Raw genomic sequence first — 23,962 nt, 5'->3', positions numbered from 1 at the left:
TGAAATGGTTAAAAAGAATATTTTAGATTTTAGTTATGATGAATTAATTGAAGAATTCAAAAATATAAAATTACAAAAATTTAGAGTAGATCAGGTATTAGACTGGATATTCAAGAAACATGTTTTTGATTTTTTTGAAATGACAAATCTTTCTAAATCTCAGAGAGAATTATTAGATGAACATTTTTATATCTATATTCCCGAACCAATAGATATTCAGGAATCAAAGAAAGATGGTACTACTAAATTTCTCTGGAAATTAGAAGATGGAAAAACTATTGAATCAGTATTACTTTTCTATCCAAATAGAGTTTCATCATGTATTTCAACGCAAGTAGGTTGTGCTCTAAAGTGTAAATTTTGTTCTACAGGTGCAAGTGGCTTTGAAAGAAATCTTAGTGCTGGTGAAATAGTCGCTCAGGTTTTAGCTATAGAAAAATTAAAAGATGTAAATATAAACAATATTGTTTTAATGGGGATGGGAGAACCATTATTAAATTATGACAATGTTTTAAAAGCTATTAGAAATTGGAATAATAAAAAGATGAAAAACCTTGGTGCAAGAAGAATTACAATTTCAACAGCTGGCATTGCAGATAAGATCGAAGAATTGGCAAATTTTGATATGGATATAAGACTTTCTGTTTCTTTACATGCACCAAACAATTATATAAGAGACCAAATAATGCCTATCAATGCAAAATATCCAATAGAAGAAGTTATTCAATCTTGTAAAATTTACCAAGAGAAAACCAAAAACAGGGTTACTATTGAATATATTGCAATAAAAGGTTTAAATGATGAAGAAAAGCATGCTGAAGAGTTAGCAGAATTGTTGAAAGGATTAAAGGTTATGGTTAATATTATACCAGTAAACCCAAATCCTGCAGGTTACGAAAGACCATCAAAGAGATTTTTAACAAATTTCGTGAATAAACTAAAAGAACTTGGAATTGAAGCTACCTTACGTGTTGAAAAGGGTACTGATATTGATGCAGCATGTGGACAATTAAAGTTAAGGAAAAAGGGTATAAAATTAAAATGAAAGATTTAAAGAAAATAATGAAAAAGCTGACTTACAATACAATTATGTTTATTTTAGGAGCAATTTCAGGAGGATTAATTTTGCTCCTATCTGTGTTTGTTTTTGTAAATAGCTCTTCATATGTTATTGTACCTGAAGTTAAAGGAGAAAGCAAAGATACTGCTATTAAAGCTTTAAAAGAAATTGGATTAATCCCCTTAATTCAAGGAATTGGAAATAAAGTACTATACACAGAACCTTCTGCAGGGGAACGGGTAAAAAAGGGACGACATATTTTTGTTCAATTGGGAAAGATAGAGTCGCTCAAGGTTCCTGATTTAATTGGCGTTCCTGTGGAAGTTGCTGAACAATTCCTCACTTCTTATAATTTAAATTATAAAATAATAAAAATTTATAACTCTGATGAAAAAATCGAAACAGTCATAGACATGGATCCAAAACCTGGAACTATTGTTGAAAAAAGAGATACAATATTATTAAAAATATCATCTTCGGAGGTGAATAAGTGAAGATAGAAAAAGGAATAGTGACTCGATTTCATTCAAATACGTTGGAATTAATAGACCTGAATACCAGAGAAAAAATTACTGCTTTTTTAAGAGGAAAATTTAAATTACAAAAAATAACTCCAATAGTTGGTGATTATGTAGAATATTCAATAGAAAATGGCACCGCAAAAATAGAAAATATCCTGCCAAGAAAAAATTTGCTATATAGGCCAAAAATAGCAAATGTAGATCAAACTGTTTTAGTTACATGTTTAAAAAGCCCTAAAGTGGATTATTTAATAATAGACAAATTTCTTGTTCAAGTTGAAAAAAATAATCTGGATTGTGTTATAGTATTAAATAAAGTAGATTTATTGGAAAAAGATGAAATTGACGAGTTTTTAAAAATATATTCTCCTTTATACCCTGTTGTTTTAACAAGTGCTAAAAAGAAGATTGGAATAGAAGAAATTAAACCTTATCTGAAAAATAAGATTTCCACATTTGCCGGAATGTCTGGTGTTGGAAAATCTTCTCTATTAAATGCTATTAATCCTGGGCTTAAATTAAGAGTTGGAGAAATCTCTGAAAAACTTCAGAGAGGAAAACATACTACAACCTATACAGAATTATTGAAATTTGATTTTGGAGGATTTGTAGCTGATACACCAGGTTTCGCTGCATTTGAAGTTTATGATTTTGAACCCGATAAACTTCAAAATTTCTTTGTTGAATTCCATGAACATTCTATGTATTGTGCTTTTAATGATTGTGTTCATATCAATGAACCACATTGCGGAGTTAAAGACGCCGTTGAAAATGGAGAAATTTCAGAAATTAGATATAAAAATTATTTGAAGATATATAATGAGGTAAGCGAATATCAAAAAAAGACAAGGAGGAAAAGATGGAAATGAAAATTTATCCTTCAATTTTAGCTGCTGATTTTTCAAAATTAGGAGAAGAGATTAAAAATGTAGAAAATAATATAGAAGGTATTCATTTAGATATCATGGATGGGCTTTTTGTTCCAAATATTTCTTTTGGAACACCTATAATAAAATCTGTTAGAAATATAACTGAAAAATACCTCGATGCACATTTAATGATTATAGATCCTGATAGATATATTGAAGATTACGCTAAAATGGGTGTAAATGGAATTACTGTTCATTATGAAGCTGTTACACACTTACACAGAACAATTTCAAAAATAAAAGATATGGGATGTGATGCTGGAGTTTCTTTAAATCCACATACACCTGTATTTCTACTGGAAGAAATATTGCCATTCGTTGATAGAATTCTGATAATGAGTGTTAATCCCGGTTTTACAGGTCAAAAATTTATTCCAGAAACATTAAATAAAATTAAAAAACTAAAAAATATGATTGATGAAAAAGGAGTAAATGTAGCTATTGAAGTTGATGGTGGTGTTGGATTAAAAAACATTAGAGACTTATATAATTCTGGTGCAACTGAATTTGTTGTAGGTGCTGGTGTGTTTCATCAGGAAAATCCTTCAGAAGCAGCAAAAAAATTAAAAGAGGTTGGTTTGGGAATATGACGATATATCTGGCGACAAATAATAAGCATAAATTAAAAGAAGTTACTGAAATTAAACCGGATAAATTTGAAATCAAAGGGATGTTTGAAATATTAAAAAATTTTGAAGTTAACGAAGATGGGAAAACATTTATAGAAAATTCTATAAAAAAAGCCATTGAAACTGCTCGAGTTTTAAGAACTCCTGTAATCGCTGATGATTCTGGACTTGAAATAGAGATATTAAATGGATTCCCAGGAGTATATTCTGCTCGATTTATGGAAAATAAAACATATATAGAAAAAATGAAATACATATTGAAAAAATTAGAAAATGTCCCTTTTGAAAAAAGAAATGCACGTTTTGTATGTGCAGCAACATATTACGATCCTAAAAATAATATACTTTTTTCCGTTGAAGGTGAAGTAAAAGGGAAAATAGCATATTCAATACTCGGAAAACATGGCTTTGGCTATGATCCTATATTTATCCCTGAAGGTGAAACTCTAACATTTGGGCAATTAGGAAAAGAAGTTAAAAACACAATTAGTCATAGAAAACGTGCTTTTCAAAAACTTTTTTCTATATTGCTCAATATTCCGAAATTAGAAATCATTTCTTAAAGTTTTTAACTTATTGTTTTCTTGACTTTTAATGATTTTTCTGGTAATATATATTTCGGTTGCGAAGGGAAATGTGACCAAATTTGCCCCCATCGTCTAGCGGCCTAGGACATTGGCCTTTCACGCCAAAGGCACGGGTTCAAATCCCGTTGGGGGCGCCAGAAACGAGTGGGTGCTTAGCTCAGCTGGGAGAGCGTCTGCCTTACAAGCAGAAGGTCGTAGGTTCGATCCCTGCAGCACCCACCATTTTATTAGATGGCCAGGTAGCTCAGTTGGTAGAGCACTGGACTGAAAATCCAGGTGTCGACAGTTCGATTCTGTCCCTGGCCACCACAAAAACTCCCCGGTTTTTCGGGGAGTTTTTTGTTTATATCTTATTACTTTATCTTATTACTTTGATAGATTTTTATGTTTACAATAAAGAAGCTGGCTAATTACAGCCAGCTTCTTATTTATTCTACAAGATATATTTTTGCTTCTCCAGGATTTAGATTTATATTTAACCATGCTCCTTCATCCCATTTAAAATCACATCTTCTATAATTTTCAAGCAATAAACTTATCTTATGATGGCCTCTCCATGTATGATAACCAAGATCAAATCCAAAATTTACAGCTTTATCGAAATTCAAATTTACTGGAATTAATAGTCCTTTTTCACCATTCCAATAGAAAATAGAAAATACTTTATCCATATGTTCTGTATATCTATAATGACTGATATTGCTTATCAAATCTACATATTCCTTTTTTATTTTCCCTAATACTGTTAATAGTTTTACCATATGTTTGTCTACATCCCAATGTAATGCGTAATAATCAAAAAATGCTAATTTACCATAGAATTGATCTGTAGGTTTTAAATATTTATATCTTTCTTCTTCTGGTTTTTCAAAATCAAGTCCTAAATTCATTGGTTGCTTTTCAAATATTTCACTTCCTGAGTTGATTACGGTTAAACCATTTGGCATAAATGTATTCACAACTGCTGAAAGTTTTGCAAATACTTCTCCACCATCTCTTGTTACTGCTCTTGGTGAGTCTGGAGTTTCTGCAGTAGCCATTGATGGAACTTCCAATTTTGGCATTATATCTCTAACTGTTTTTATAAACCAACTTTCTTTATGTCTTGGCTCTGCCCACCATGTATTACCTAAAATTGCATCATATCCGCTCAATTTCGCCTTTTTATGATTATCCATAGAAAGCTCTTCAGCAATAATAGCAAATGATGGATCATAATTTTTAGCGTTAGATATTATTCTATGTTCCAATTCTTTTGGTAAAGCATGACCCATATCTAATCTTGCACCATCAATTCCATAATTTTTTTGGAAATAAGGCATTATATTTGCTATCATACTCCATAATTCTTCATTTTTTACTTTACCAGGGAAATTACTTGATTTAACGACATCATATAATACATATGGTGGTTGTTCTTCGGGGTTTTCTAAATATTTTTCTGATTCCATTGGATGGCTTAAGAATAATCTTAAGAAAGTTACATCATCCCATGTTGGTTGTGGATCGTTAATCCAATCGGAAAATCCTGGAACTGTAATTATTTTAAATTCCTTTACTATTTCTTCTAAGAAATCTGGATTGTTTTTATTTTTCTTTACAAAGTTTTCCCATTTTTGAGGATCTGTAATATTAGGTGCCCATCTAAATTTTTTCAAATGTTTTTTTACTTCTGGATTTGAATACAGTATAGGCAAATTTTCTGTTGATGGTTGTTCAAAATCCAATTCTTCTATTTTTGGTGGTTTATATGATGATAATTCATTTATATCAATCCAATAGAACCAATCAGGATGTTCTAATATTAAATTGTTATCTCTTGACGCTGTTCTTGGAATAAAGTCTAAGATAACTCTCATTCCCATCATATGCGCAGCTTCTACAAACGCTGAAAATTCTTGATCTGCATTAAATCCTTCTAATAATGGATCGTGATAATCCTTTTCCACATGGTGAAAACTTTTTACTGCATATGGTGAACCTACTTCACCTTTTTTAAATTTATTGCTTGATTGAGTAATAGGAAGTAAATAAATAGCATTTACATTGAATTTTTTTAAATAAGGCAATAGTGCGATCATTTTTAAAAACGTTCCACTCTCTCTATAGCCTAAATCGTCATCTGGTTTAAAATAAGCAGCATTTACATCGTGTTGATAAGCTGCTGTCATTCTTACATGAGCGCTATATATAATTGATTTTTTTAACCATTCTGTTGTTTTTTCATTGGTTGTAAAAGATAGTGGCTTTGAATAATCATTTGTTTCATCATTGTTTTTCATAATGCCTTCTACTATCTTTGTAAAATATTCATAGGGATTAACAACAAATGTTCTTCCCTTTAATCTTACAGTTCCCTCATAATCATCCGGCATCCATCTTTTTGGAACGGCATAATTTGTTTTCCCCTTTTCAACATTCTTTTTTAAATGTTCGTATACATTTTTTAAATTTTTCATTAAAAACCCTCCCACCAGAATATATAAAAATGGCGGAGGCGGTGGGACTCGAACCCACACGAGGGTGTAACCCTCACCGGTTTTCGAGACCGGCTCCTTAGCCAATTCGGAACACGCCTCCGTTTGTAAATATATTTTAACAAAAGTAAGTTATTTAATTTTGAAGCTTTAATTAAATTTAAAAGCATATTTATCTAAAAACATATTTATTTGACTTCAAAAACCAAAAATCACTTAATTTAATGTTTGAAATTTTTTTCATATTTATTATAATATATTTTGTTTAATATTTCAATATCCTGGAGGTATATTATGGAAGAAAAAGAAATTGTTAAAAAAAATAAAATTAGAGAACCTCTCCTTTTTTTAATTCTTTCATCAGCAATATTTTTACCTGTAATGAATTATATGGGGGTTAGTAATTTTTTTAAAACATTAATGTCTACAGCTCATGATTTGTTATTAAATACTGTGTTTTTTATTATGGCTGTGGCTGTTTTAACAAGTGCATTTGGTAATGTTCTTTCAGAATTTGGTGTTGTCTACTTATTAAACAAACTTCTTTCAAAATTAATGAAACCATTATATAACTTACCCGGAGCTTCTGCTCTTGGAATATTAACTACCTATTTATCAGATAATCCTGCTATTTTATCTTTGGCACAAGATAAACAATTCACAAAATATTTTGAAAAATGGCAAATCCCATTATTATGTAATTTAGGAACATCCTTCGGAATGGGATTAATTGTTACAACATTTATGATAGCTCAATCATCTGCAATGGGAGAAAATCTATTTTTTCCTGTTTTACTTGGAAATTTCGGAGCCGTTATCGGAAGTATTATTAGCGTTAGAATATTTTCATATTATACTAAAAAACATTATAAGAATATAAAACATGTTGATCACCCAGAAGATATAGAATACTGGAATGCTACGAAAGGTAGTGTTATTTCCAGATTAATCGATGGATTATTAGAAGGTGGAAAGATTGGTGTTGATTTAGGATTATCCATTATACCAGGTGTTTTAATTATAAGTACAATAGTTATGATGTTTACAAACGGTCCAAAAGATCCTTCAATAGGTTATCAAGGACTTCCATATGAAGGTGTTCCAATTTTACAATGGATAGGTGCAAAACTAGATTTTATATTAAACTTTCTTTTTGGTTTTAAATCTCCAAAGTTAATTGCATTTCCATTAACTTCTTTAGGATCAACTGGTGCTGCATTAGCCTTAATTCCTAAATTTATAGAAACTAAATCTATTACTCCTAATGATATAGCTGTTTTAACTGCAATTGGGATGACATGGAGTGGTTATTTATCCACTCATATTGCCATGATGGATTCTTTAAAGGCCAGGAAATTAGCAAGTAAAGCCATTCTTTCCCACACAGTTGCAGGTATTATTGCTGGATTTATAACTCATTTATTATACATTCTTTTTTTCTGAATGCTTGCTTTCAATAGCTTTCATTATTACAAAAGCAATTAAAGCAAATATAAAGAATATTAATAGCATTACCGAAATACCCTGTAGAGCTTCTATAATGGTTCTTAAAATTTCAAGAGTCCATCTTTCTGGCGTCAGAGAGATGGCTTTTTGTATTATTTCTCCACCTTCTCTTGCTACTTCTGAAACTCCAAAATATCTTTCTATTTCCCAAATTCTTACACCAGAAGATATTCCTGTAATGTAGATTGCAAATATTAAATATTTTCTCCATGCGTCACTAATTGGATCATTTATAATTTTTTCAAGAATCTTTTTTATTGGTGAATTAAAAACCTTTGCAATGATCCAGGATATCAATATAGATACAATAAATATAGAAAATAGAAATAAAAACGGCATAATTTCACCCCCCATTTTAATTATACACCCTTTCAATGTAAATTCTTCTTTGAGAATGAATTAAATTTTTCTTTCTATTACCGTAATTAAATTGTAACTTTAAATTTTCCACCTTCTCACATTTTGTTCAATAGAATTCATGAAAAAAAAGAATTTTTATAGTATACTAGACTTGTATTTTTATGTTAATTCATTAAACATTGATGAATAGAAGTAATATCTACAGATTGTAGTAAAATACAGATTACTATAATCTGAGTATATTTTGTTTTTTATCTAATATTCTATAAATTTCTTTATTCCTCACCGGAGGTTAAACAACTTGTTGTTTATTTATCTTTAGTTTTGATTTCAATTTTCTTTATTCCTCACCGGAGGTTAAACAACTTGTTGTTTATTTATCTTTAGTTTTGATTTCAATTTTCTTTATTCCTCACCGGAGGTTAAACAACTTGTTGTTTATTTATCTTTAGTTTTGATTTCAATTTTCTTTATTCCTCACCGGAGGTTAAACAACTTGTTGTTTATTTATCTTTAGTTTTGATTTCAATTTTCTTTATTCCTCACCGGAGGTTAAACAACTTGTTGTTTATTTATCTTTAGTTTTGATTTCAATTTTCTTTATTCCTCACCGGAGGTTAAACAACTTGTTGTTTATTTATCTTTAGTTTTGATTTCAATTTTCTTTATTCCTCACCGGAGGTTAAACAACTTGTTGTTTATTTATCTTTAGTTTTGATTTCAATTTTCTTTATTCCTCACCGGAGGTTAAACAACTTGTTGTTTATTTATCTTTAGTTTTGATTTCAATTTTCTTTATTCCTCACCGGAGGTTAAACAACTTGTTGTTTATTTATCTTTAGTTTTGATTTCAATTTTCTTTATTCCTCACCGGAGGTGTGTACATGTTTGACAATATCCAAAAAAAATTGGCAAAAGCTTTTAAATCATTAAAAGGGCAAGGAAAATTATCTGAAAAAAATATAAAAGACGCAGTTAGAACTGTTAAAATGTCCTTATTAGAAGCAGATGTAAACTATAAAGTTGTTAAAGAATTTATCGAAAAAGTAAGGGAAAAAGCGCTTGGAAAAGAGGTTTTAGAAAGTTTAACACCAGACCAAGAATTTATTAGAATTGTTAGAGATGAGTTAATTGAATTGATGGGTGGTAATGAAAAACCTAAATTAAATATTTCAAAAAGACCTGGTTATATTATGTTAGTTGGGTTGCAGGGAAGCGGTAAAACCACTCACGCTGCTAAATTAGCTAATTATTTCAAAAAACAGGGTAAAGCTCCTTTATTGGTTGCAGCAGACACATACAGACCTGCAGCTATTGACCAACTAGTTCAATTAGGTGATCAAATAGGAGTTCCAGTATTTACTGGTGATAGAAAAAATGCTGTCAAAATAGTTAAAGAAGCTATGAACTATGCCGAAAAACTTTTACATGATATTGTTATATTAGATACCGCAGGAAGACTACATATAGATGAACAAATGATGCAAGAATTGGAAGAAATTAAAAAGATAGCTCAACCAGAAGAAATTTTAATGGTTGTAGACGCAATGATTGGTCAGGATGCTGTTAATTCTGCTAAAGAATTTAATAATAGGCTTGAACTAGATGGTTTTATTGTCACAAAACTTGATGGTGATGCTCGTGGTGGAGTTATCATATCGATCAGGCAAATTACCCAAAAACCTGTCAAATTCGTTGGTATTGGAGAAAAGGTTAATGATTTAGAGTTATTCTATCCTGAAAGATACGCAAGTAGAATATTAGGAATGGGCGATGTTCTATCACTTATCGAAAAAGTCGAATCTGAAATCGACAAAGAAAAAGCTGAAGAATCAGCAAATAAGTTTTTAGAAGGAAAATTTGATCTTAATGATTTTCTCGAACAAATTAAACAAATTAGGAAACTTGGTCCTTTATCTAAAATTTTAGAAATGATACCAGGTGTTCCAAAAGAGGGTATAGATGTAAACAAAAGTGAAGCAGAATTGAAAAAAATAGAAGCTATAATTAATTCGATGACAAAAGATGAAAGAAAAAAACCAAGAATATTAAATTATTCAAGAAAACAAAGAATCGCTAAAGGTAGTGGAACTACTTTGCAAGATATAAATAAATTGATCAAGTCATATGAACAAATGAAAAAAATGATGAAACAAGTGAAAAAGATGAAAAATAAAAAATCGTTATTTGGAAAAATGCCGTTTGGATTTTAATAAAAACATTATATAAAAAACTAAAAATCTTAGGAGGTGTATTATTAGCATGGTTAAAATCAGATTAAACAGAATGGGAAGAAGACACAGACCTTTTTACAGGATTGTAGTAGTTGATTCAAGAGAAAAGAGAAGTGGTAAATACATAGAATCATTAGGTTTTTATGATCCACTAAGAGAAAATGATACATTCCAGGTAAATATTGAAAAAGCTGTAGAATGGATCTTAAAAGGCGCTCAACCAACAGAAACTGCAAGAACAATTTTATCCAAAGCTGGAGTTATGAAAAGAGTTCATGAAATAAAATTTGAAAAGAAAGCTTAATGCCAGGAGGCATATGAATGAAAGAATTATTAGAGAACATTATTAAAGGAATTGTTAAAAATCCTGATTTAGTAAAAATTGTAGAATACACAAATGATGATGAGATTGTTTTTGAAATTCATGTTGATCCACATGATGTAGGGCAAATAATAGGAAAAGATGGAAGAACAATTAAATCAATAAACACACTATTAACCGCAGCTAAAAAAGATGAGAATACAAAATTTTTATTAAAGGTAATCAGGTGATAGAATGAAGAGGTTAGATGACCTCTTGAAAGATAGAGTAGCGATAGGGAAAATTTCTAATACTCATGGTTTAAATGGAGAATTGAAACTTTTTCCTTTTACAAACGAAAAAAAAGTTTTTAATAATTTAATAGATGTATTGCTTTATAATCCTAAAACAAAAAGATTCTTATATGCTAAATTTGATTCTATAAGAAAAGCAAATAAAATATATATTGTAAAAATATACGGTGTTGAAAACATATCCTCCGCACAAAGATATAAAGATTTTGTTGTTTATGTATCAAAAGATGTTCTTCCAGAATTAGATAATTCAGAATTCTATTATTTTCAATTACTGGAAAAAAAGGTTTTCTATGAGGATGGTACATACATTGGAAAAATAGTAGATATTTTAGAAACAGGATCAAACGATGTATTAATCATCGAAAAAGAAATAGATAGATTTAATAAATCTGAAATTCTTTATCCTCTTATAAAAGAAAATATTATTAAGTTTAATAAAGAAGAAGAAGACATAGTTGTTAAGAGATTGGAATGGTATGAAGATGACACCGAAGATAGAGATTGATGTAGTAACAATATTCCCTGAAATGTTTGAAGCTATAACGAAATATGGCGTTTTATCAAGAGCTATCAAAGAAAATATAGTTGCATTTAAAGCACATAATTTAAGAGATTACACCAGAGATAAACATAGGGTTACAGACCTATATGCATATGGTGGCGGCCCAGGGATGGTAATGAAACCTGAACCTTTTTTCGATTTTTATGATTATTATATCGAGAAAAAAGAAAAAAAACCTTATGTGATTATGCCATCTCCACAAGGAAAGCCTTTTGATTCTACAGATGCAGAAAGATTAGCAAAAAAAAGAAATATCGTATTTTTTTGCGGAAGATACGAAGGCATTGATGAAAGAGTTATGAATTTAGTTGATGAAGAATTCTCAATAGGTGACTTTGTAGTGACTGGTGGGGAATTACCTTCTATGTTAATGATTGATGCTTTATGTAGATTTGTCCCTGGAGTAGTTGGTGATATAAACAGTGTAAAAAACGATTCATTTTATAATCAATTACTTGATCACCCACATTATACAAAACCCAGAGAATTTAGAGGGATGAAAGTTCCAGAGGTTTTATTAAGTGGAAATCACAAAAAAATTGAAGAATATAGAAAAAAAGAAAGTATATTAAGAACTATCTTGAAACGTCCAGATTTATTTATCAAACATGATCTGGATGAAATGGAGAAAAAGGTTATTGTTAATATAATCAGGGAGCTGATTTTAAATGAGAAATAATGTTTATTTAGCTTTGATTCATTATCCAATATTAGGTAGAGAAGGACAGATTATTTCAACTGCTATAACAAATTTAGATATTCATGATATATCTAGATCATCGAGAACATATGATATAAAAAATTATTATATTGTTTCAAACCTCCCTGCTCAACAACAAATAGTAAAAAATGTGTTGAAATATTGGACTGAAGGTTTTGGAAAAGAATATAATCCTAATAGGCATGATGCTTTATCTATAGCAAAATTAAAACCTTATCTTGAAGATGTTATAGAAGATATTGAAAAAATAGAAGGTAAAAAACCTAAATTAATTTTTACTTCTGCTAAAATCAGAGAAAGAACTAAAACTTTTGAAGAAATTAGTAAAATAATTGTAGAAAATGATGATCCACATTTAATTTTATTTGGAACAGGATGGGGAATGCCTGAAGAAATTAGATTAATATGTGATTATGAGTTAGAACCTATCAGAGGAAATGCAGAATTTAATCATTTATCAGTTAGAGCTGCCGTTGCCATTACATTGGATAGGTTATTTGGAGAAAAATAATAAATAAAAATATTCTCAAGGAGGGTTTAACATGGATCAATACATTAGAGCCATTGAAAAAGAGTATATGAGAGAAGACATTCCAGAATTTAGACCTGGTGATACAGTAAGAGTTTATGTTAAAGTTGTTGAAGGTGGAAGAGAAAGAGTACAAGCTTATGAAGGTATCGTTATAAAAATAAGAGGTGGTGGATTAGGAAAAACTTTTACAGTTAGAAGAATTGGAGCTAATGGTATAGGTGTTGAAAGAATATTCCCTGTACACTCACCATCTATTGAAAAAATCCAGGTTGTTAGAAAAGGTAAAGTAAGAAGAGCTAAACTTTACTATTTAAGAAATGTAAGAGGTAAAATTAAGATCAAGGAGAGAAGGGACTGATCCTTTTTGTCTAATAACCTAAAAAACAAAATAAAAAAAGAAACTTACGAATGGATCAACGCCCTTATATATGCTGTTATATTTGGTACTATAATAAGGCTTTTTGTTTTCGAAACAATGATGGTTCCAACACCTTCAATGGTGCCTACCATACAGGTGTTGGACCGTTTGTTCATTGAAAAAATAACATATGATTACAATAAACCAAAAGTAGGAGATATAATAGTATTTTGGACACCTTTTGTTGATAAAACTGCCCAAAAACAGCTTGGGGCATTTGATAAATTTATGGATTTATTTGCACCAAAAGAATTTGATGGACATGTAAAATATGTAAAAAGATTGGTTGGTACTCCAGGAGATACTCTAGAATTAATACCAGATAGCAAAATTTGGGATAGAATTAAAAATGATAAAAATTTCAAAACACCATATTGGCTTCAAAAAGTAATAGACTATTATGGTGATGTTGATAAGTTACCTTCTAGTGTAAAGAATTCCGTAGCTCAACTTTATGTAAACGGAAAAATTCCTAAAGGATTTGAAGATAAGTATTATTATATTGATGGGATATTTGCTTCAAAAGACTATTATAAGTTTATGGCTTATCCAGAAAAATATAGCAGTGATATTTATAGAACTTATAATGAAATTAGAAAACCTATGTTTGATTTAGGGGCTTTTAGATATTATAATAAAAATCTCGACTATACAAAATATTATGAAAAATATTTAGCAAAACTTGATGTGGATAAAATTTTTATAGAAGAAAATGGAAGAGTAAAGATTGTTTTGCCTAAAGGATTCTACTTCTTTATGGGTGATAATACTACTGAAAGTTTTGATAGTAGATATTTTGGTATTGTCCCTGAAAGAAATATTATAGGAAGACCATTTTTAAGAATTTGGCCATATAACAGATTCGGTTCTGTAAAATAAACCAAAAACCGCCCTTAAATCGGGCGGTTTAAATATTGGCGGAGACGGTGGGACTCGAACCCACACGGGGCGTCAACCCCATCGGTTTTCAAGACCGACGCCTTAGCCAATTAGGCTACGTCTCCGAGGAGTATTATATCATATTAGGAGGTACTTGTCAATGAATTTTTTATTGAGACTTCTTGAAAAATATGAATTTTTTTTGAACGAAAATTCATATAATCAATTAAATAGATTTATTGAGTTAATAATAAATTACCCAGTTAACTTAACAGCAATAAAAGATTTTGAAGAAGCTTCAAAATCCCTGGTTATAGATAGTATTTATCCATTTATGAAATTCATAAATTTAAAAAATAATGCAAGTTTTTTAGATATTGGGACTGGTGGTGGTATACCAGGAATACCTTTATCAATTATTTTTCCTGAAGTAAATTTTACTCTATTAGATAGCATTGAAAAAAAAATAAAAGCTGTTAATTTTTTCTTAAAAGAATTAGGCTTAAAAAATGTTATTCCAGTTAATGAGCGGGTAGAAATTTTTTCAAAGAAAAATTTAGAACAGTTTGATTATGTTACTGCAAAAGCAGTTTCGAGAAGTGATGTATTATTAGAATATGCTGCTCCATTATTGAAGATAAACGGTCTATTGTTTTTATATAAAGGTCCTACTTATCGTTCAGAAGAAAGAGAGTACTTAAAAAAAGCTATGGAAAAAATCTATTTTGAAATCATCGAAGAACATTATTATGAACTATTTGGAAAAGAAAGACATTTTATTGTATTAAAGAAAACTGGAAAAACTCCTTCAAGTTTTCCAAGAAAAGTTGGAATGGCTTTAAAAAAACCATTGGGAGGTATTTGATGATACGTCTAATTGTTGATACATATCATATGGGATCATGGAATATGGCATGTGATTTAGCAATAGCAAAGCATGTTGGAAAGGGATATCAACCAACTACTATTAGATTATATGGATGGAGTTTACCAACATTGTCTTTAGGAAGATTTCAAAAAATGGAAGACATCGATTTAGATTTTTTAAGAAATAACAACATTGATATAGTCAGAAGGCCTACTGGAGGAAGAGCTGTATTACATCATAAAGAAATTACGTATTTATTTTCTGCATCTACAAATCATCCATTACTTCCCAAAAGCGTAATTGGAAGTTATAAAGTTATTGCTGAAGCATTAATAAAAAGTCTGAATTATCTAAATATTCAATGTGATGTGGAAAAGAATAAAAATAAGCATTTAAACACTCCTGCATGCTATGATGCACCGTCTATATATGAAATTACAATAGACAAAAAAAAGTTTATTGGAAGTGCCCAATATAGAAATGAATATTATATTTTGCAACATGGTGCTATACCAATAGAGTTCCCGCTAAAAAATTATGTTAATAGCTTCAAATTAGACAAAGATAAAAAAGAAAAATTATTTAATCATCTTAAAAATAAAGTTATTGATATAAAATCTGTTTTAAATAGAACAATTTCTTTCGAAGAATTGGCTGAAGCATTAAAAGTTGGTTTTTATGAAGTTTTTAATGAAGAAGTTGTTATTGGAGAACTTTCTGATTCAGAATATGATTTAACAAAGAAAATTGTTGAAAAATTTGATATTGATATTGAAAACTTATAAATCCCGTTTTAAACGGGATTTTTTATTTTAATATAAAATGCTTTTTTTGTTAAACAAAAATGTTAGTATTAGTAACATTTATAGTTTATCATACTTTCATAATAATTAACCTTTATTGGGAGGGAGAAAGATGGAAGTTAATGATTTAATTAGGAAAGCCGCTCAAAAATTAGAAACTCCATTTTTAGTATTGGATATTGATCAGGTCAAAAAAAATTATATCAGATTGAAAGAATCGATGAAAAATGTTGAGATTTTTTATGCTGTAAAAGCTAATTCTCATATTGAAATTTTAAAAGCATTAATAGATTTAGGGTCATCTTTTGACGTAGCTTCTGTTGGGGAAATTAATAAATTATTATCTTTAGGAGTTAGCCCTAAAAAAATGAGCTTTGGTAATCCAATAAAAAAAGAAAAAGATATAGCTTATGCATGGGATGTTGGTATTGAGTATTTTTCTGTAGACAGTGAAATGGAAGTTGAAAAAGTTGCAAGAAATGCTCCCGGCTCAAAAGTATATGCAAGAATAGCCACCAGTTCGTCTGATAGTGACTGGCCTTTATCTGGAAAATTTGGAACTGACATAGATCATGTTATAACTATTTTAAATTGGGCAAATAGACACGGTTTAAAACCTTATGGAGTAAGTTTTCATGTTGGATCGCAATCATATAATAAATATAAATGGCAACAAGCTATTCTTGAAGCAAGTGTTGTGTTTAATAAACTTTCAAAGAACGGTATTGAATTAAAAATGCTCAATCTTGGAGGAGGAATACCTGTCCAACACACCAAACCAATTCCAACCGTTGAAGAAATTGGAAAAGTAGTAGATGATTCTATTAAAGAATATCTATGGAAACATAAAAACTTAATGATTGTTACAGAACCAGGAAGATCTATGGTTGGAGATGCCGGGATACTCGTTTCAAAGGTTATTTTAAAAAGCCGTAAAGGATCAAAAAAATGGATTTATCTGGACGTTGGTGTGTTCCATGGTTTAATGGAAACAATAGAGAATTTTCAATATGAAATTCAAGTTGAAGGAAAAAATTATGATAATACTGATGTTTTTACTTTAGCAGGTCCAACATGTGATAGCGTTGATACTATTTATGAAGACCATATTTTGCCTGCTGATATTGATTATAATGATATTGTTTATTTTATTAATGCTGGTGCATATACGGTTGAATATGCAGCTCATTTCAACGGTATAGAACCTCCAAAGGTATATACTATGGATGAATTAAAAGAAATTTTAAATTATAATGATTAAAAAATTTAATAGAAACACTTATCAGCTCCCGGACTTTTCCGGGAGCTTTAGTTTGTAGACAAACTAAATATTTAAAAATAAAGATTTTTATTTTTTGTATTTATTCTTTCGCGATACGAATAATATACATTAATAATAAATAAAAAGATTTTTATTAAAAGTCTTCATTAAAATATAATTTTTAAATTTTCGCAAAGCGAAAGGAGTTTTTATTTATTTGAACATTATAGAATTCTTGTAATATACCTCTGATATAATAAGAAAAAGAGGTGATTTCTATGGTAAGGAAAGATGCTTATTTGTTGTTAAGAGAATTTGATAAGAAACATTATATTCCTCAAAAATCATTCGAATATTTTAATGAAATATATTCTAATCAGGATATGGCTTTATTAAAAAATTTGGTATGGGGAACTATTAGAAACCTAGTAAAAATAGATTTTTATTTAAAAAAATTAATTAAAAATTATAAAAATACTCCTCCTGCTTCAAAATGGATTCTCAGATTGGGAGCTTATCAAATTCTTAATGACTTTAAACCTTATGTTGCTGTCAATGAAACCGTGAAAGTAGCAAAAAACAGAAAAGTTAGAGGTTTTGTTAATGCTACTTTGAAAAATCTTTTAATGAAAAAAGATGAGATTAATTTACCTGAGTGGATCGAATATTCTATACCAAAATGGTTATATGATTATATGATTGAAGTTTTTCCAGAAGATTATGTTAAAGATTTTATGAAAAAAAGTTATTCAATTAATCCTCTCACTTTAAGAACAAATACATTAAAAATCACAAGAGAAGAGTTGTTTGAGAAACTAAATGACGATTACGATGTAGAACTTTCATCACATTCTCCTTTAGGAATTATTGTAAAAAATCCAAAATCTCCTATAGAAGTTAGTGAGTTTTATAAAAGTGGATTATTTTATATACAACATGAAAGTTCTCAGATAATTCCTTTAATTTTAAATCCTGATCCTGGAGAAAAGGTTTTGGATATGTGTTCTGCACCTGGTGGGAAGACCACTGAATTAGCCCAAATAATGAAAAATAGTGGAGAAATTATGGCTCTGGATATAGATATCGATAGATTGGAATTAGTAAAAAATAACGCTAAAAGATTGGGAATAAATATTATACAAACAAAATTAATTTCTGGAATTGAATATAATGACGAAAAATATGATAAAATACTAATTGATGCCCCTTGCACATCATTAGGAACATCATCAATACACCCTGAAGTATTGCATAGAGTATCTAAAAAAGATTTTAATACTTACTCTGATATTCAGAAACAATTATTAGATAATGCTATTAATAATTTAATAAAAGAGAATGGAACTATTGTCTATTCTACATGTACTATTTCCAGAGAAGAAAATACCTTAAATATGAAGCATATTTCTGAAAAATATTCAAACGTTGAGTTTGAAGAAATAGATTTAGGAAAATTTGGAATTAAAAGTTACTTTGATGGTTTTGGATATTATTTTTATCCTGATGAAACGTTAATTCCTTTTTATGTGGCAAAAATAAAAATTAATTAAAAAGAAAGGGGATAAATATGGGAAAGATAGCAATCATCACAACAGGCGGCACTATAGCAATGGTTCACGATCCTTTACTTGGTGTTATCCCTTCTGAGGAGCGAAACAAACATTTAAACGATATTCCAGAATTACGAAATATTGCAGAAACTGAATTAATTGAATTTACCAATATTCCAAGCCCACATATGACTCCAAAAATTATGTTTGAACTTTCAAAATTTGTTAAAAAAGTTATTTCAAGAGATGATATCGATGGTGTTGTAATTACACATGGAACCGATACTTTAGAAGAAACTGCATATTTTCTAGAACTTGTTTTAAATGAAAAAAAACCTATTGTTCTAACTGCAGCTATGAGAAATTGGAATGAACCAAGCACTGATGGCCCTGCTAATTTAATTTCATCCGTAAGGGTTGCGTCTTCTAAAAAAGCTATTAATAAAGGTGTTCTCGTGTGTTTAAATGATGAAATTCATTCAGCTAGAGAAGTTACCAAAACATATACAAGTAATGTTGCTACTTTTGACTCCCCTGGATATGGACCATTGGGTATTGTTGACGAAGATGCTATAATATTTTATAGGGAATCACTGTTAAGAATGCACATTGATGCAGCAGATGTTGAAGATAAAGTTGCTCTAATAAAGACGTATACTGGTGATGATGGTTCTATCTTGGGTGTTCTGCCAGATTTAGGATTTAAAGGTGTCGTTGTTGAAGGTTTTGGACGTGGAAATGTTCCACCAAAGGTTGCTGATAAAATTGAATGGCTTGTTAAAGAGAAAAAATTACCTGTTATTGTTGTTTCAAGATGCTTTAAGGGAAGAGTTTTAGGTGTATATGGTTATCATGGTGGTGGAGCTGATCTAAAAAACAAAGGGGCTATTCTTGGAAATGAAGTTTCAGGGCAAAAGGCAAGAATCAAGTTAACTGTAGCTTTAGGAGTTACAAATAAAATTGATGAGTTAAGAAAATATTTTGAATTTAATGGAGTTGATTAAAATGAAATTAAGCCCTAATTTAAAAGGCGCTTTATTTTCCGCTTTATATTTTTTACTTTTCATAAGTATTACTTTCATTTCACGAGATGTCTTTACTATAATTATATTCACAATAGGATTTGTCTTAGCAATTAATTTAATCGCTAAAGGATTAAACAAACTAAAAATCCCAATGAAAATTGCTACTATATTTTCTTTAATTAGTTCATTATTTTTCTTATACTTATTATTAGTATTATTAATACCAACTGTAATAAGAGAAATCAGCAATTTCGTTGTTTTCCTTAATGATTTCTTCCAAAAAGGCTCATGGAAAATTTTGTTGAAAAATCAACCTGAGAATATTGTTAATAATATAGAAAATTTTATGAATTCACTACAACCTAAATTAATAGAAATGCTTTCTAATTTTATTGAGTTAATTCCATCATATGGACAAAAAGCTTTCACCTTTTTATTCTTTTTAACAATTGGGTCTATTTATTTGAGTTTTTACTTTGAACAATTTAAAGAGAAATTACAATATTTGTATCCTAAATCTTTACGTAATTCGGCAAAGATCTTTTATGATGAATCTTTTAATCAAATAGAACATTATGTCGTTGCAACATTATTTGCTTCAGCATTTGTTGGAGTTTCTGCCTTTTTAGCTATGTCTTTTTTAGGAATAAAATATCAGTTGTTGTTGAGTTTTTGGGCTGCTGTCACTAATTTTATTCCAGTAATTGGTGTTGTTCTTGAATTTATTCCTATGATTGTAGTAGGAATTTCGAGCGGGTTGACCACAATGCTTCTTTTTTTACTTATTATGTCTATAATACATGGAATAGCTTTTATTATATTTATATCAATAATGAAAGATTATGGAAGAATTAACCCTGTAATTACTATATTTTCTCTTTTAATTCTTGGCTCTATTATAAGTTTAACTGGTGCATTAATTGCTGTTCCAACTGCAATGATTATAAAAGTATTCTGGCAAATATATATAAAACCAGAACTTGAGAGGAGTTAAGATGAAAAGATTTTTTGTTTTCATTAGTTTAATAATCACTATTCTGTCATTTTCAATGACTATAGATGATATTAGAAACCTTTCAAAAATGCCAAATACATTAAACCAATCATGGGGTGAGTTTGTAAAGTTTATTGCTGAAAACCCTAATAATCCTTCTATTGGTATTTTAGGTGAAATTCTATCTGCAAAAAAGTATTTTTATGAAAATTATAAAAATGCACCCTTTTTTGAACCATTAATTCAGGAAAATTTTAATAAATTTTGTAATTCTCTTGGATTATATAATAGCACTTTAAGTGAGAACGAAACTCAATTAATTCTTAAAATTTTTCCTCAAATTCCTTTAGTTGTAAAAAGAACACTTGAAACTGGAATTATTGAATTAAACTCATATAAATACCTTTATAAACTAAATGGTCTGGAGAAATATGTATCCCCTTTTTCATATCAAGGATTTTTGCAAATATTTGTAGACAAATCTATTAAATCACCTGTGTTCCTGGATAAAGATATGGAAAATTTTGTTACTAAGTTTGTACCAAAATCAAAAATTAATGAAATTAATACCATTTTAAACAATTCCACTTATTTTTTAGATGAAAACAACTATCTTGGGGCATATAAACTTTTAGATTTTTTAAAACGTCTAGGAATTATTAATACAGAGGAATTACAAACTTATTCTTTATTAAAAAAATATTTTGATCTTAAAACAGAAATCGGAGAACTTTCTTCAAATATATATATAATCGAACCAGAAAAATTAGAAAGCTTTACATTAAATATCTTGAATATTACTGACCAAACATTAAATTTAGGTATAGAAAAAGGTACTTTATATACTCTACTTGCAGGTATAATAAAAACTATTAATATTAGAATTGAAAGTTCTAATAAAATCATATTTAAAAGTGTACCAGCCAAACTTACAACTTTAATAGACAAATCACCTGAACCATTAAAAGAAGAATTATTAAAACTGAAAAATACCATTTTCGAATCATCTTTAAAATCAAATTCCAAAAATAATCAAAGCAGTTCATCAAAAAGTACAACATCAAATAATATTGCTACAACACAAAAAAATTCAAAAAATAATAATTTGATATTTTATATTATAGGGTTACTGATTTTTTCAATATTAATTATATTCTTTATTCCTTATTTTGTTCCTACTCGTAAAAGTGTAGAATTTTATATGAATTTAAAACTGTATAAACCTGCATTAAAACTAACAGAAAAGATTTTGGTTAAAGATCCAGATGATTATAAGACATATATCTTAATGGCACGTATTTTAGAAGAATTAAATGAAGTTGAACAAGCTATGATGGCATATAAAACGGCACATAAAAAAAGACAATCTCAGGATTTAAAATGAAAATCAAGAAATAAATGAACATAAAATCCTATTGTCAAAGATAAAGCTAAAAATAAAGCTTCACTATCAAATAAATAGTAATTATTTGATTTTAAATAGTACGTGATTATGCCGAGTAAAAAACCTGTTAAAGGGCTATGCCATCTCCCTCTATGTTTTGTTATATAATTAAATAAAAATCCTATAATTCCGCCTACCACAATACCTATTATTATATATAATGTTTTTAAAATATAAGCTTTCAGTGGTAAAAACGAAAGAAAATCATAATACATTTTTAATTTAAATATAGAATATATACCAAGACCAACTAATAGTATTCGAAAAAACTTATTTATTAAAGAAAAATTATGATCTACATCTGGTAAATCAGATCCCAAAACAAAGAAAAAAAATGAAAGTAATATAAGTGATTCATCTGGATAAAATTTTATATTTATCATATCCATAATAAATGAATATAATAAAAAATATGTAGGATAAAATAATATTCCCGTTATTATATGTGTTTTAAAATTGGGCATATACATTCTCCTTTCAGGTGGTGATATTTTGAATATTTTGGGTATAGATGCTTCTAATAAAGGACTTTTAATAGCTTTAAAAAAAGATAATTCTATTTATTATGAAAACAACTTCGAAAAAAATTCAGGAAGTTATATTGTTTCTTTAATAAATAAACTTTTAAAAAATAATAATATAAATATAGAGGATATTGATCTATTCGGTTGTACCATAGGGCCTGGGTCTTTTACAGGAATTAGAATTTCCATTGCTTCTTTGCAGGGAATGCTTTTTAACAAAACTAAAACAGTTGTTCCTGTCATTTCTACTGAGATACTATTTGATAGTTATAATGGCCCTTTTAAAAAGGAAAAAATAGCTATATTAAAACGTGCTCGTGTTGATGCTGCTTATGTACATATTTTTGAAAATGAAAAAACTATATTTTCACCTAATTTAATTTCTATTAACAATTTAAAAGATGTTATTCAAGATTCATATTTACTTGGTGAAGAAAGCCTTTATTTTAAAGAAAAGTTGGATTTAAAAAATAAAATATTACCTGTTGATTATTCGGTAAAATCGTTTATCGAATATATTGAAAAAAATAAAGATAAAGCTATACCGGCAAAAGATCTTAAGATTTTATATCTTCAAAAACCCTTAGCAGTTGAAAACTTTGAGAAAAAAAACAATATAAAAATAGATAAAGACGTATATAATTAAAAATAGCCCTGAGGGCTATTTTTTTTCAAATAACTTTTTCACATGTGAAATATCTTCTACTTTAGTTGCTGAAATATTTTCCTTCATTATACTTTCATAAACTTCTTCTCTATATATTTTAAAATCTTTTGGACCTTCAAATCCAATTTTTACTGCATTACCTTCTATGGATAAAACCTTTATTTTTAATATTTTATCTTCAATCATTATTGTTATACCTTCATCATTTTTTCTTGAAAGTACTAACATATCATGCACCCCTTTCTTTTTCAGGTGCTTGCTTTTTTAATATTTCATCACTTCTTTTAATTTCTTCTTTTACATTATGCTTTAAATGATATTTTTCGTTTTCCAAAATTATTTGAATCCCTTTATTATTCACTTTTGAAATTACAAGAGGAGCTTTTAAATTTACTGTAATATTATCAGGATCACCGTGTGGTATTGTCATTATTGTAAATATCTTTACATCCTCTGGCTTTTCAATTGAAAGATATTCAACTATATCTTTTGAAAGTTCAAATGCATAATCCACTCTTACAAGCAATGGATCAATTACAGGAAAACTAATTTCGGGATTTTCTAAAGATAATAGCCATTGAATTGGAAATGTTTCTTTAGAAAAATAAATATAGAATTTCTTTAAATATTCAAATCCAGGAATTCCGTTTTCAAATGTTATTATTTCACTATCCGCAATTTCTATTTCTCCAAATTTAGTTTCATATTTTTTCTTATTTTGAGATAATTTTGAAACCTCTTTAATTTGTTTTTCCAATATATGTTGGCTAACTATTATTTCATCTCTTATATT

27 protein-coding genes and 5 tRNA genes are annotated in these 23,962 nt (G+C 28.8%); 25 read left to right on the top strand and 7 right to left on the bottom strand.

Annotation, left to right across the window (positions count from 1 at the left end; all coding sequences use genetic code 11):
• Positions 1–4 precede the first annotated feature (4 nt).
• The 8 genes from rlmN (at position 5) to JRV97_RS07735 (ending at position 4,035) form a co-directional block, all read left to right on the top strand.
• On the top strand, positions 5–1,045 hold the full coding sequence (gene rlmN / locus JRV97_RS07770) for a 23S rRNA (adenine(2503)-C(2))-methyltransferase RlmN (RefSeq protein ID WP_280997775.1): 1,041 nt from the start codon (positions 5–7) through the stop codon (positions 1,043–1,045).
• Positions 1,042–1,554, top strand: a complete 513-nt coding sequence (locus JRV97_RS07765) for a PASTA domain-containing protein (protein ID WP_280997773.1) — start codon at positions 1,042–1,044, stop codon at positions 1,552–1,554. The genes rlmN and JRV97_RS07765 overlap by 4 nt, the downstream gene beginning before the upstream one ends.
• The gene (gene rsgA / locus JRV97_RS07760) at positions 1,551–2,450 is read left to right on the top strand and encodes a ribosome small subunit-dependent GTPase A (RefSeq protein WP_280997771.1); all 900 of its coding nucleotides are present in this window, start codon (positions 1,551–1,553) and stop codon (positions 2,448–2,450) included. Before JRV97_RS07765 ends, rsgA begins: the two co-directional genes overlap by 4 nt.
• The gene (gene rpe / locus JRV97_RS07755) at positions 2,441–3,100 is read left to right on the top strand and encodes a ribulose-phosphate 3-epimerase (RefSeq protein ID WP_280997768.1); all 660 of its coding nucleotides are present in this window, start codon (positions 2,441–2,443) and stop codon (positions 3,098–3,100) included. Before rsgA ends, rpe begins: the two co-directional genes overlap by 10 nt.
• Positions 3,097–3,702, top strand: a complete 606-nt coding sequence (gene rdgB / locus JRV97_RS07750; protein WP_280997766.1) for an RdgB/HAM1 family non-canonical purine NTP pyrophosphatase — start codon at positions 3,097–3,099, stop codon at positions 3,700–3,702. Before rpe ends, rdgB begins: the two co-directional genes overlap by 4 nt.
• A gap of 85 nt (positions 3,703–3,787) precedes the next feature.
• Positions 3,788–3,863: transfer RNA gene (locus JRV97_RS07745), tRNA-Glu, on the top strand.
• Between the two features lie 9 nt (positions 3,864–3,872).
• Positions 3,873–3,948 (top strand) — tRNA-Val (locus tag JRV97_RS07740).
• An 11-nt stretch (positions 3,949–3,959) separates the two neighbouring features.
• Positions 3,960–4,035 (top strand) — tRNA-Phe (locus JRV97_RS07735).
• Between the two features lie 119 nt (positions 4,036–4,154).
• Here JRV97_RS07735 and JRV97_RS07730 read toward each other — a convergent pair.
• Entirely contained in the window at positions 4,155–6,185 is a 2,031-nt protein-coding gene (locus JRV97_RS07730) for an alpha-amylase family glycosyl hydrolase (RefSeq protein ID WP_280997764.1), read from the bottom strand.
• 30 nt (positions 6,186–6,215) lie between these two features.
• Positions 6,216–6,306 (bottom strand) — tRNA-Ser (locus tag JRV97_RS07725).
• A gap of 191 nt (positions 6,307–6,497) precedes the next feature.
• On the opposite strand from JRV97_RS07725, the gene JRV97_RS07720 reads away from it, so the two are divergent.
• On the top strand, positions 6,498–7,646 hold the full coding sequence (locus tag JRV97_RS07720) for a CD0519/CD1768 family membrane protein (protein WP_280997762.1): 1,149 nt from the start codon (positions 6,498–6,500) through the stop codon (positions 7,644–7,646).
• Here the strand turns inward: JRV97_RS07720 and JRV97_RS07715 are convergent.
• Positions 7,626–8,048, bottom strand: a complete 423-nt coding sequence (locus JRV97_RS07715; RefSeq protein ID WP_280997761.1) for a hypothetical protein — start codon at positions 8,046–8,048, stop codon at positions 7,626–7,628. The two genes, JRV97_RS07720 and JRV97_RS07715, sit on opposite strands and share 21 nt — an antisense overlap.
• Positions 8,049–8,953: 905 nt before the next feature.
• On the opposite strand from JRV97_RS07715, the gene ffh reads away from it, so the two are divergent.
• From ffh to lepB, 8 genes are read left to right on the top strand one after another with little or no spacing between them, the layout of a single operon-like run.
• Positions 8,954–10,282: a signal recognition particle protein gene (gene ffh / locus JRV97_RS07710; protein WP_280997759.1), complete on the top strand. Its 1,329-nt coding sequence runs from the start codon at positions 8,954–8,956 to the stop codon at positions 10,280–10,282.
• A gap of 49 nt (positions 10,283–10,331) precedes the next feature.
• On the top strand, positions 10,332–10,607 hold the full coding sequence (gene rpsP, locus JRV97_RS07705; protein ID WP_280997756.1) for a 30S ribosomal protein S16: 276 nt from the start codon (positions 10,332–10,334) through the stop codon (positions 10,605–10,607).
• Positions 10,608–10,624: 17 nt separating this feature from the next.
• Positions 10,625–10,855 carry a KH domain-containing protein gene (locus tag JRV97_RS07700; RefSeq protein ID WP_280997754.1) on the top strand — a complete coding sequence of 77 codons (231 nt, stop codon included), beginning with the start codon at positions 10,625–10,627 and terminating at the stop codon, positions 10,853–10,855.
• 4 nt (positions 10,856–10,859) lie between these two features.
• Entirely contained in the window at positions 10,860–11,426 is a 567-nt protein-coding gene (rimM, locus tag JRV97_RS07695; protein ID WP_280997751.1) for a ribosome maturation factor RimM, read from the top strand.
• On the top strand, positions 11,398–12,162 hold the full coding sequence (gene trmD, locus JRV97_RS07690; protein WP_407081581.1) for a tRNA (guanosine(37)-N1)-methyltransferase TrmD: 765 nt from the start codon (positions 11,398–11,400) through the stop codon (positions 12,160–12,162). Before rimM ends, trmD begins: the two co-directional genes overlap by 29 nt.
• On the top strand, positions 12,152–12,715 hold the full coding sequence (locus tag JRV97_RS07685) for an RNA methyltransferase (protein ID WP_280997748.1): 564 nt from the start codon (positions 12,152–12,154) through the stop codon (positions 12,713–12,715). The genes trmD and JRV97_RS07685 overlap by 11 nt, the downstream gene beginning before the upstream one ends.
• A gap of 31 nt (positions 12,716–12,746) precedes the next feature.
• Positions 12,747–13,094, top strand: a complete 348-nt coding sequence (gene rplS / locus JRV97_RS07680) for a 50S ribosomal protein L19 (protein ID WP_280997746.1) — start codon at positions 12,747–12,749, stop codon at positions 13,092–13,094.
• 6 nt (positions 13,095–13,100) lie between these two features.
• Entirely contained in the window at positions 13,101–14,033 is a 933-nt protein-coding gene (gene lepB, locus JRV97_RS07675; protein ID WP_280997744.1) for a signal peptidase I, read from the top strand.
• Positions 14,034–14,069: 36 nt separating this feature from the next.
• Here lepB and JRV97_RS07670 read toward each other — a convergent pair.
• Positions 14,070–14,158: transfer RNA gene (locus JRV97_RS07670), tRNA-Ser, on the bottom strand.
• Between the two features lie 35 nt (positions 14,159–14,193).
• On the opposite strand from JRV97_RS07670, the gene rsmG reads away from it, so the two are divergent.
• From rsmG to JRV97_RS07635, 7 genes are all read left to right on the top strand, one after another.
• Entirely contained in the window at positions 14,194–14,898 is a 705-nt protein-coding gene (gene rsmG / locus JRV97_RS07665) for a 16S rRNA (guanine(527)-N(7))-methyltransferase RsmG (RefSeq protein ID WP_280997742.1), read from the top strand.
• Positions 14,898–15,686 carry a lipoate--protein ligase family protein gene (locus tag JRV97_RS07660; RefSeq protein WP_280997740.1) on the top strand — a complete coding sequence of 263 codons (789 nt, stop codon included), beginning with the start codon at positions 14,898–14,900 and terminating at the stop codon, positions 15,684–15,686. Before rsmG ends, JRV97_RS07660 begins: the two co-directional genes overlap by 1 nt.
• A gap of 130 nt (positions 15,687–15,816) precedes the next feature.
• Complete coding sequence (locus JRV97_RS07655; RefSeq protein ID WP_280997738.1) at positions 15,817–16,965, top strand: type III PLP-dependent enzyme; 1,149 nt, start codon at positions 15,817–15,819, stop codon at positions 16,963–16,965.
• A gap of 278 nt (positions 16,966–17,243) precedes the next feature.
• On the top strand, positions 17,244–18,515 hold the full coding sequence (locus JRV97_RS07650; protein WP_280997736.1) for a transcription antitermination factor NusB: 1,272 nt from the start codon (positions 17,244–17,246) through the stop codon (positions 18,513–18,515).
• A gap of 17 nt (positions 18,516–18,532) precedes the next feature.
• On the top strand, positions 18,533–19,519 hold the full coding sequence (locus JRV97_RS07645) for an asparaginase (RefSeq protein ID WP_280997734.1): 987 nt from the start codon (positions 18,533–18,535) through the stop codon (positions 19,517–19,519).
• A gap of 1 nt (position 19,520) precedes the next feature.
• The gene (locus tag JRV97_RS07640) at positions 19,521–20,534 is read left to right on the top strand and encodes an AI-2E family transporter (RefSeq protein WP_280997732.1); all 1,014 of its coding nucleotides are present in this window, start codon (positions 19,521–19,523) and stop codon (positions 20,532–20,534) included.
• 1 nt (position 20,535) lies between these two features.
• Positions 20,536–21,918: a tetratricopeptide repeat protein gene (locus JRV97_RS07635; protein WP_280997731.1), complete on the top strand. Its 1,383-nt coding sequence runs from the start codon at positions 20,536–20,538 to the stop codon at positions 21,916–21,918.
• On the opposite strand, the gene JRV97_RS07630 is transcribed toward JRV97_RS07635, so the two are convergent.
• On the bottom strand, positions 21,903–22,442 hold the full coding sequence (locus tag JRV97_RS07630) for a metal-dependent hydrolase (RefSeq protein WP_280997730.1): 540 nt from the start codon (positions 22,440–22,442) through the stop codon (positions 21,903–21,905). The genes JRV97_RS07635 and JRV97_RS07630 overlap by 16 nt on opposite strands.
• A 28-nt stretch (positions 22,443–22,470) precedes the next feature.
• On the opposite strand from JRV97_RS07630, the gene tsaB reads away from it, so the two are divergent.
• The gene (gene tsaB / locus JRV97_RS07625) at positions 22,471–23,148 is read left to right on the top strand and encodes a tRNA (adenosine(37)-N6)-threonylcarbamoyltransferase complex dimerization subunit type 1 TsaB (RefSeq protein WP_280997727.1); all 678 of its coding nucleotides are present in this window, start codon (positions 22,471–22,473) and stop codon (positions 23,146–23,148) included.
• 15 nt (positions 23,149–23,163) lie between these two features.
• On the opposite strand, the gene csrA is transcribed toward tsaB, so the two are convergent.
• Both csrA and fliW read right to left on the bottom strand, forming a co-directional pair.
• Positions 23,164–23,397 (bottom strand): carbon storage regulator CsrA, encoded by a 234-nt coding sequence (csrA, locus tag JRV97_RS07620; RefSeq protein ID WP_280997726.1) that lies wholly within the window; start codon positions 23,395–23,397, stop codon positions 23,164–23,166.
• 1 nt (position 23,398) lies between these two features.
• Complete coding sequence (fliW, locus tag JRV97_RS11645; protein WP_407081580.1) at positions 23,399–23,914, bottom strand: flagellar assembly protein FliW; 516 nt, start codon at positions 23,912–23,914, stop codon at positions 23,399–23,401.
• Positions 23,915–23,962 lie beyond the last annotated feature (48 nt).

The sequence above is a fragment of the Marinitoga aeolica genome, assembly GCF_029910535.1.
GTDB lineage: Bacteria > Thermotogota > Thermotogae > Petrotogales > Petrotogaceae > Marinitoga > Marinitoga aeolica.
This window is presented reverse-complemented; position numbering and strand designations above follow the sequence as displayed.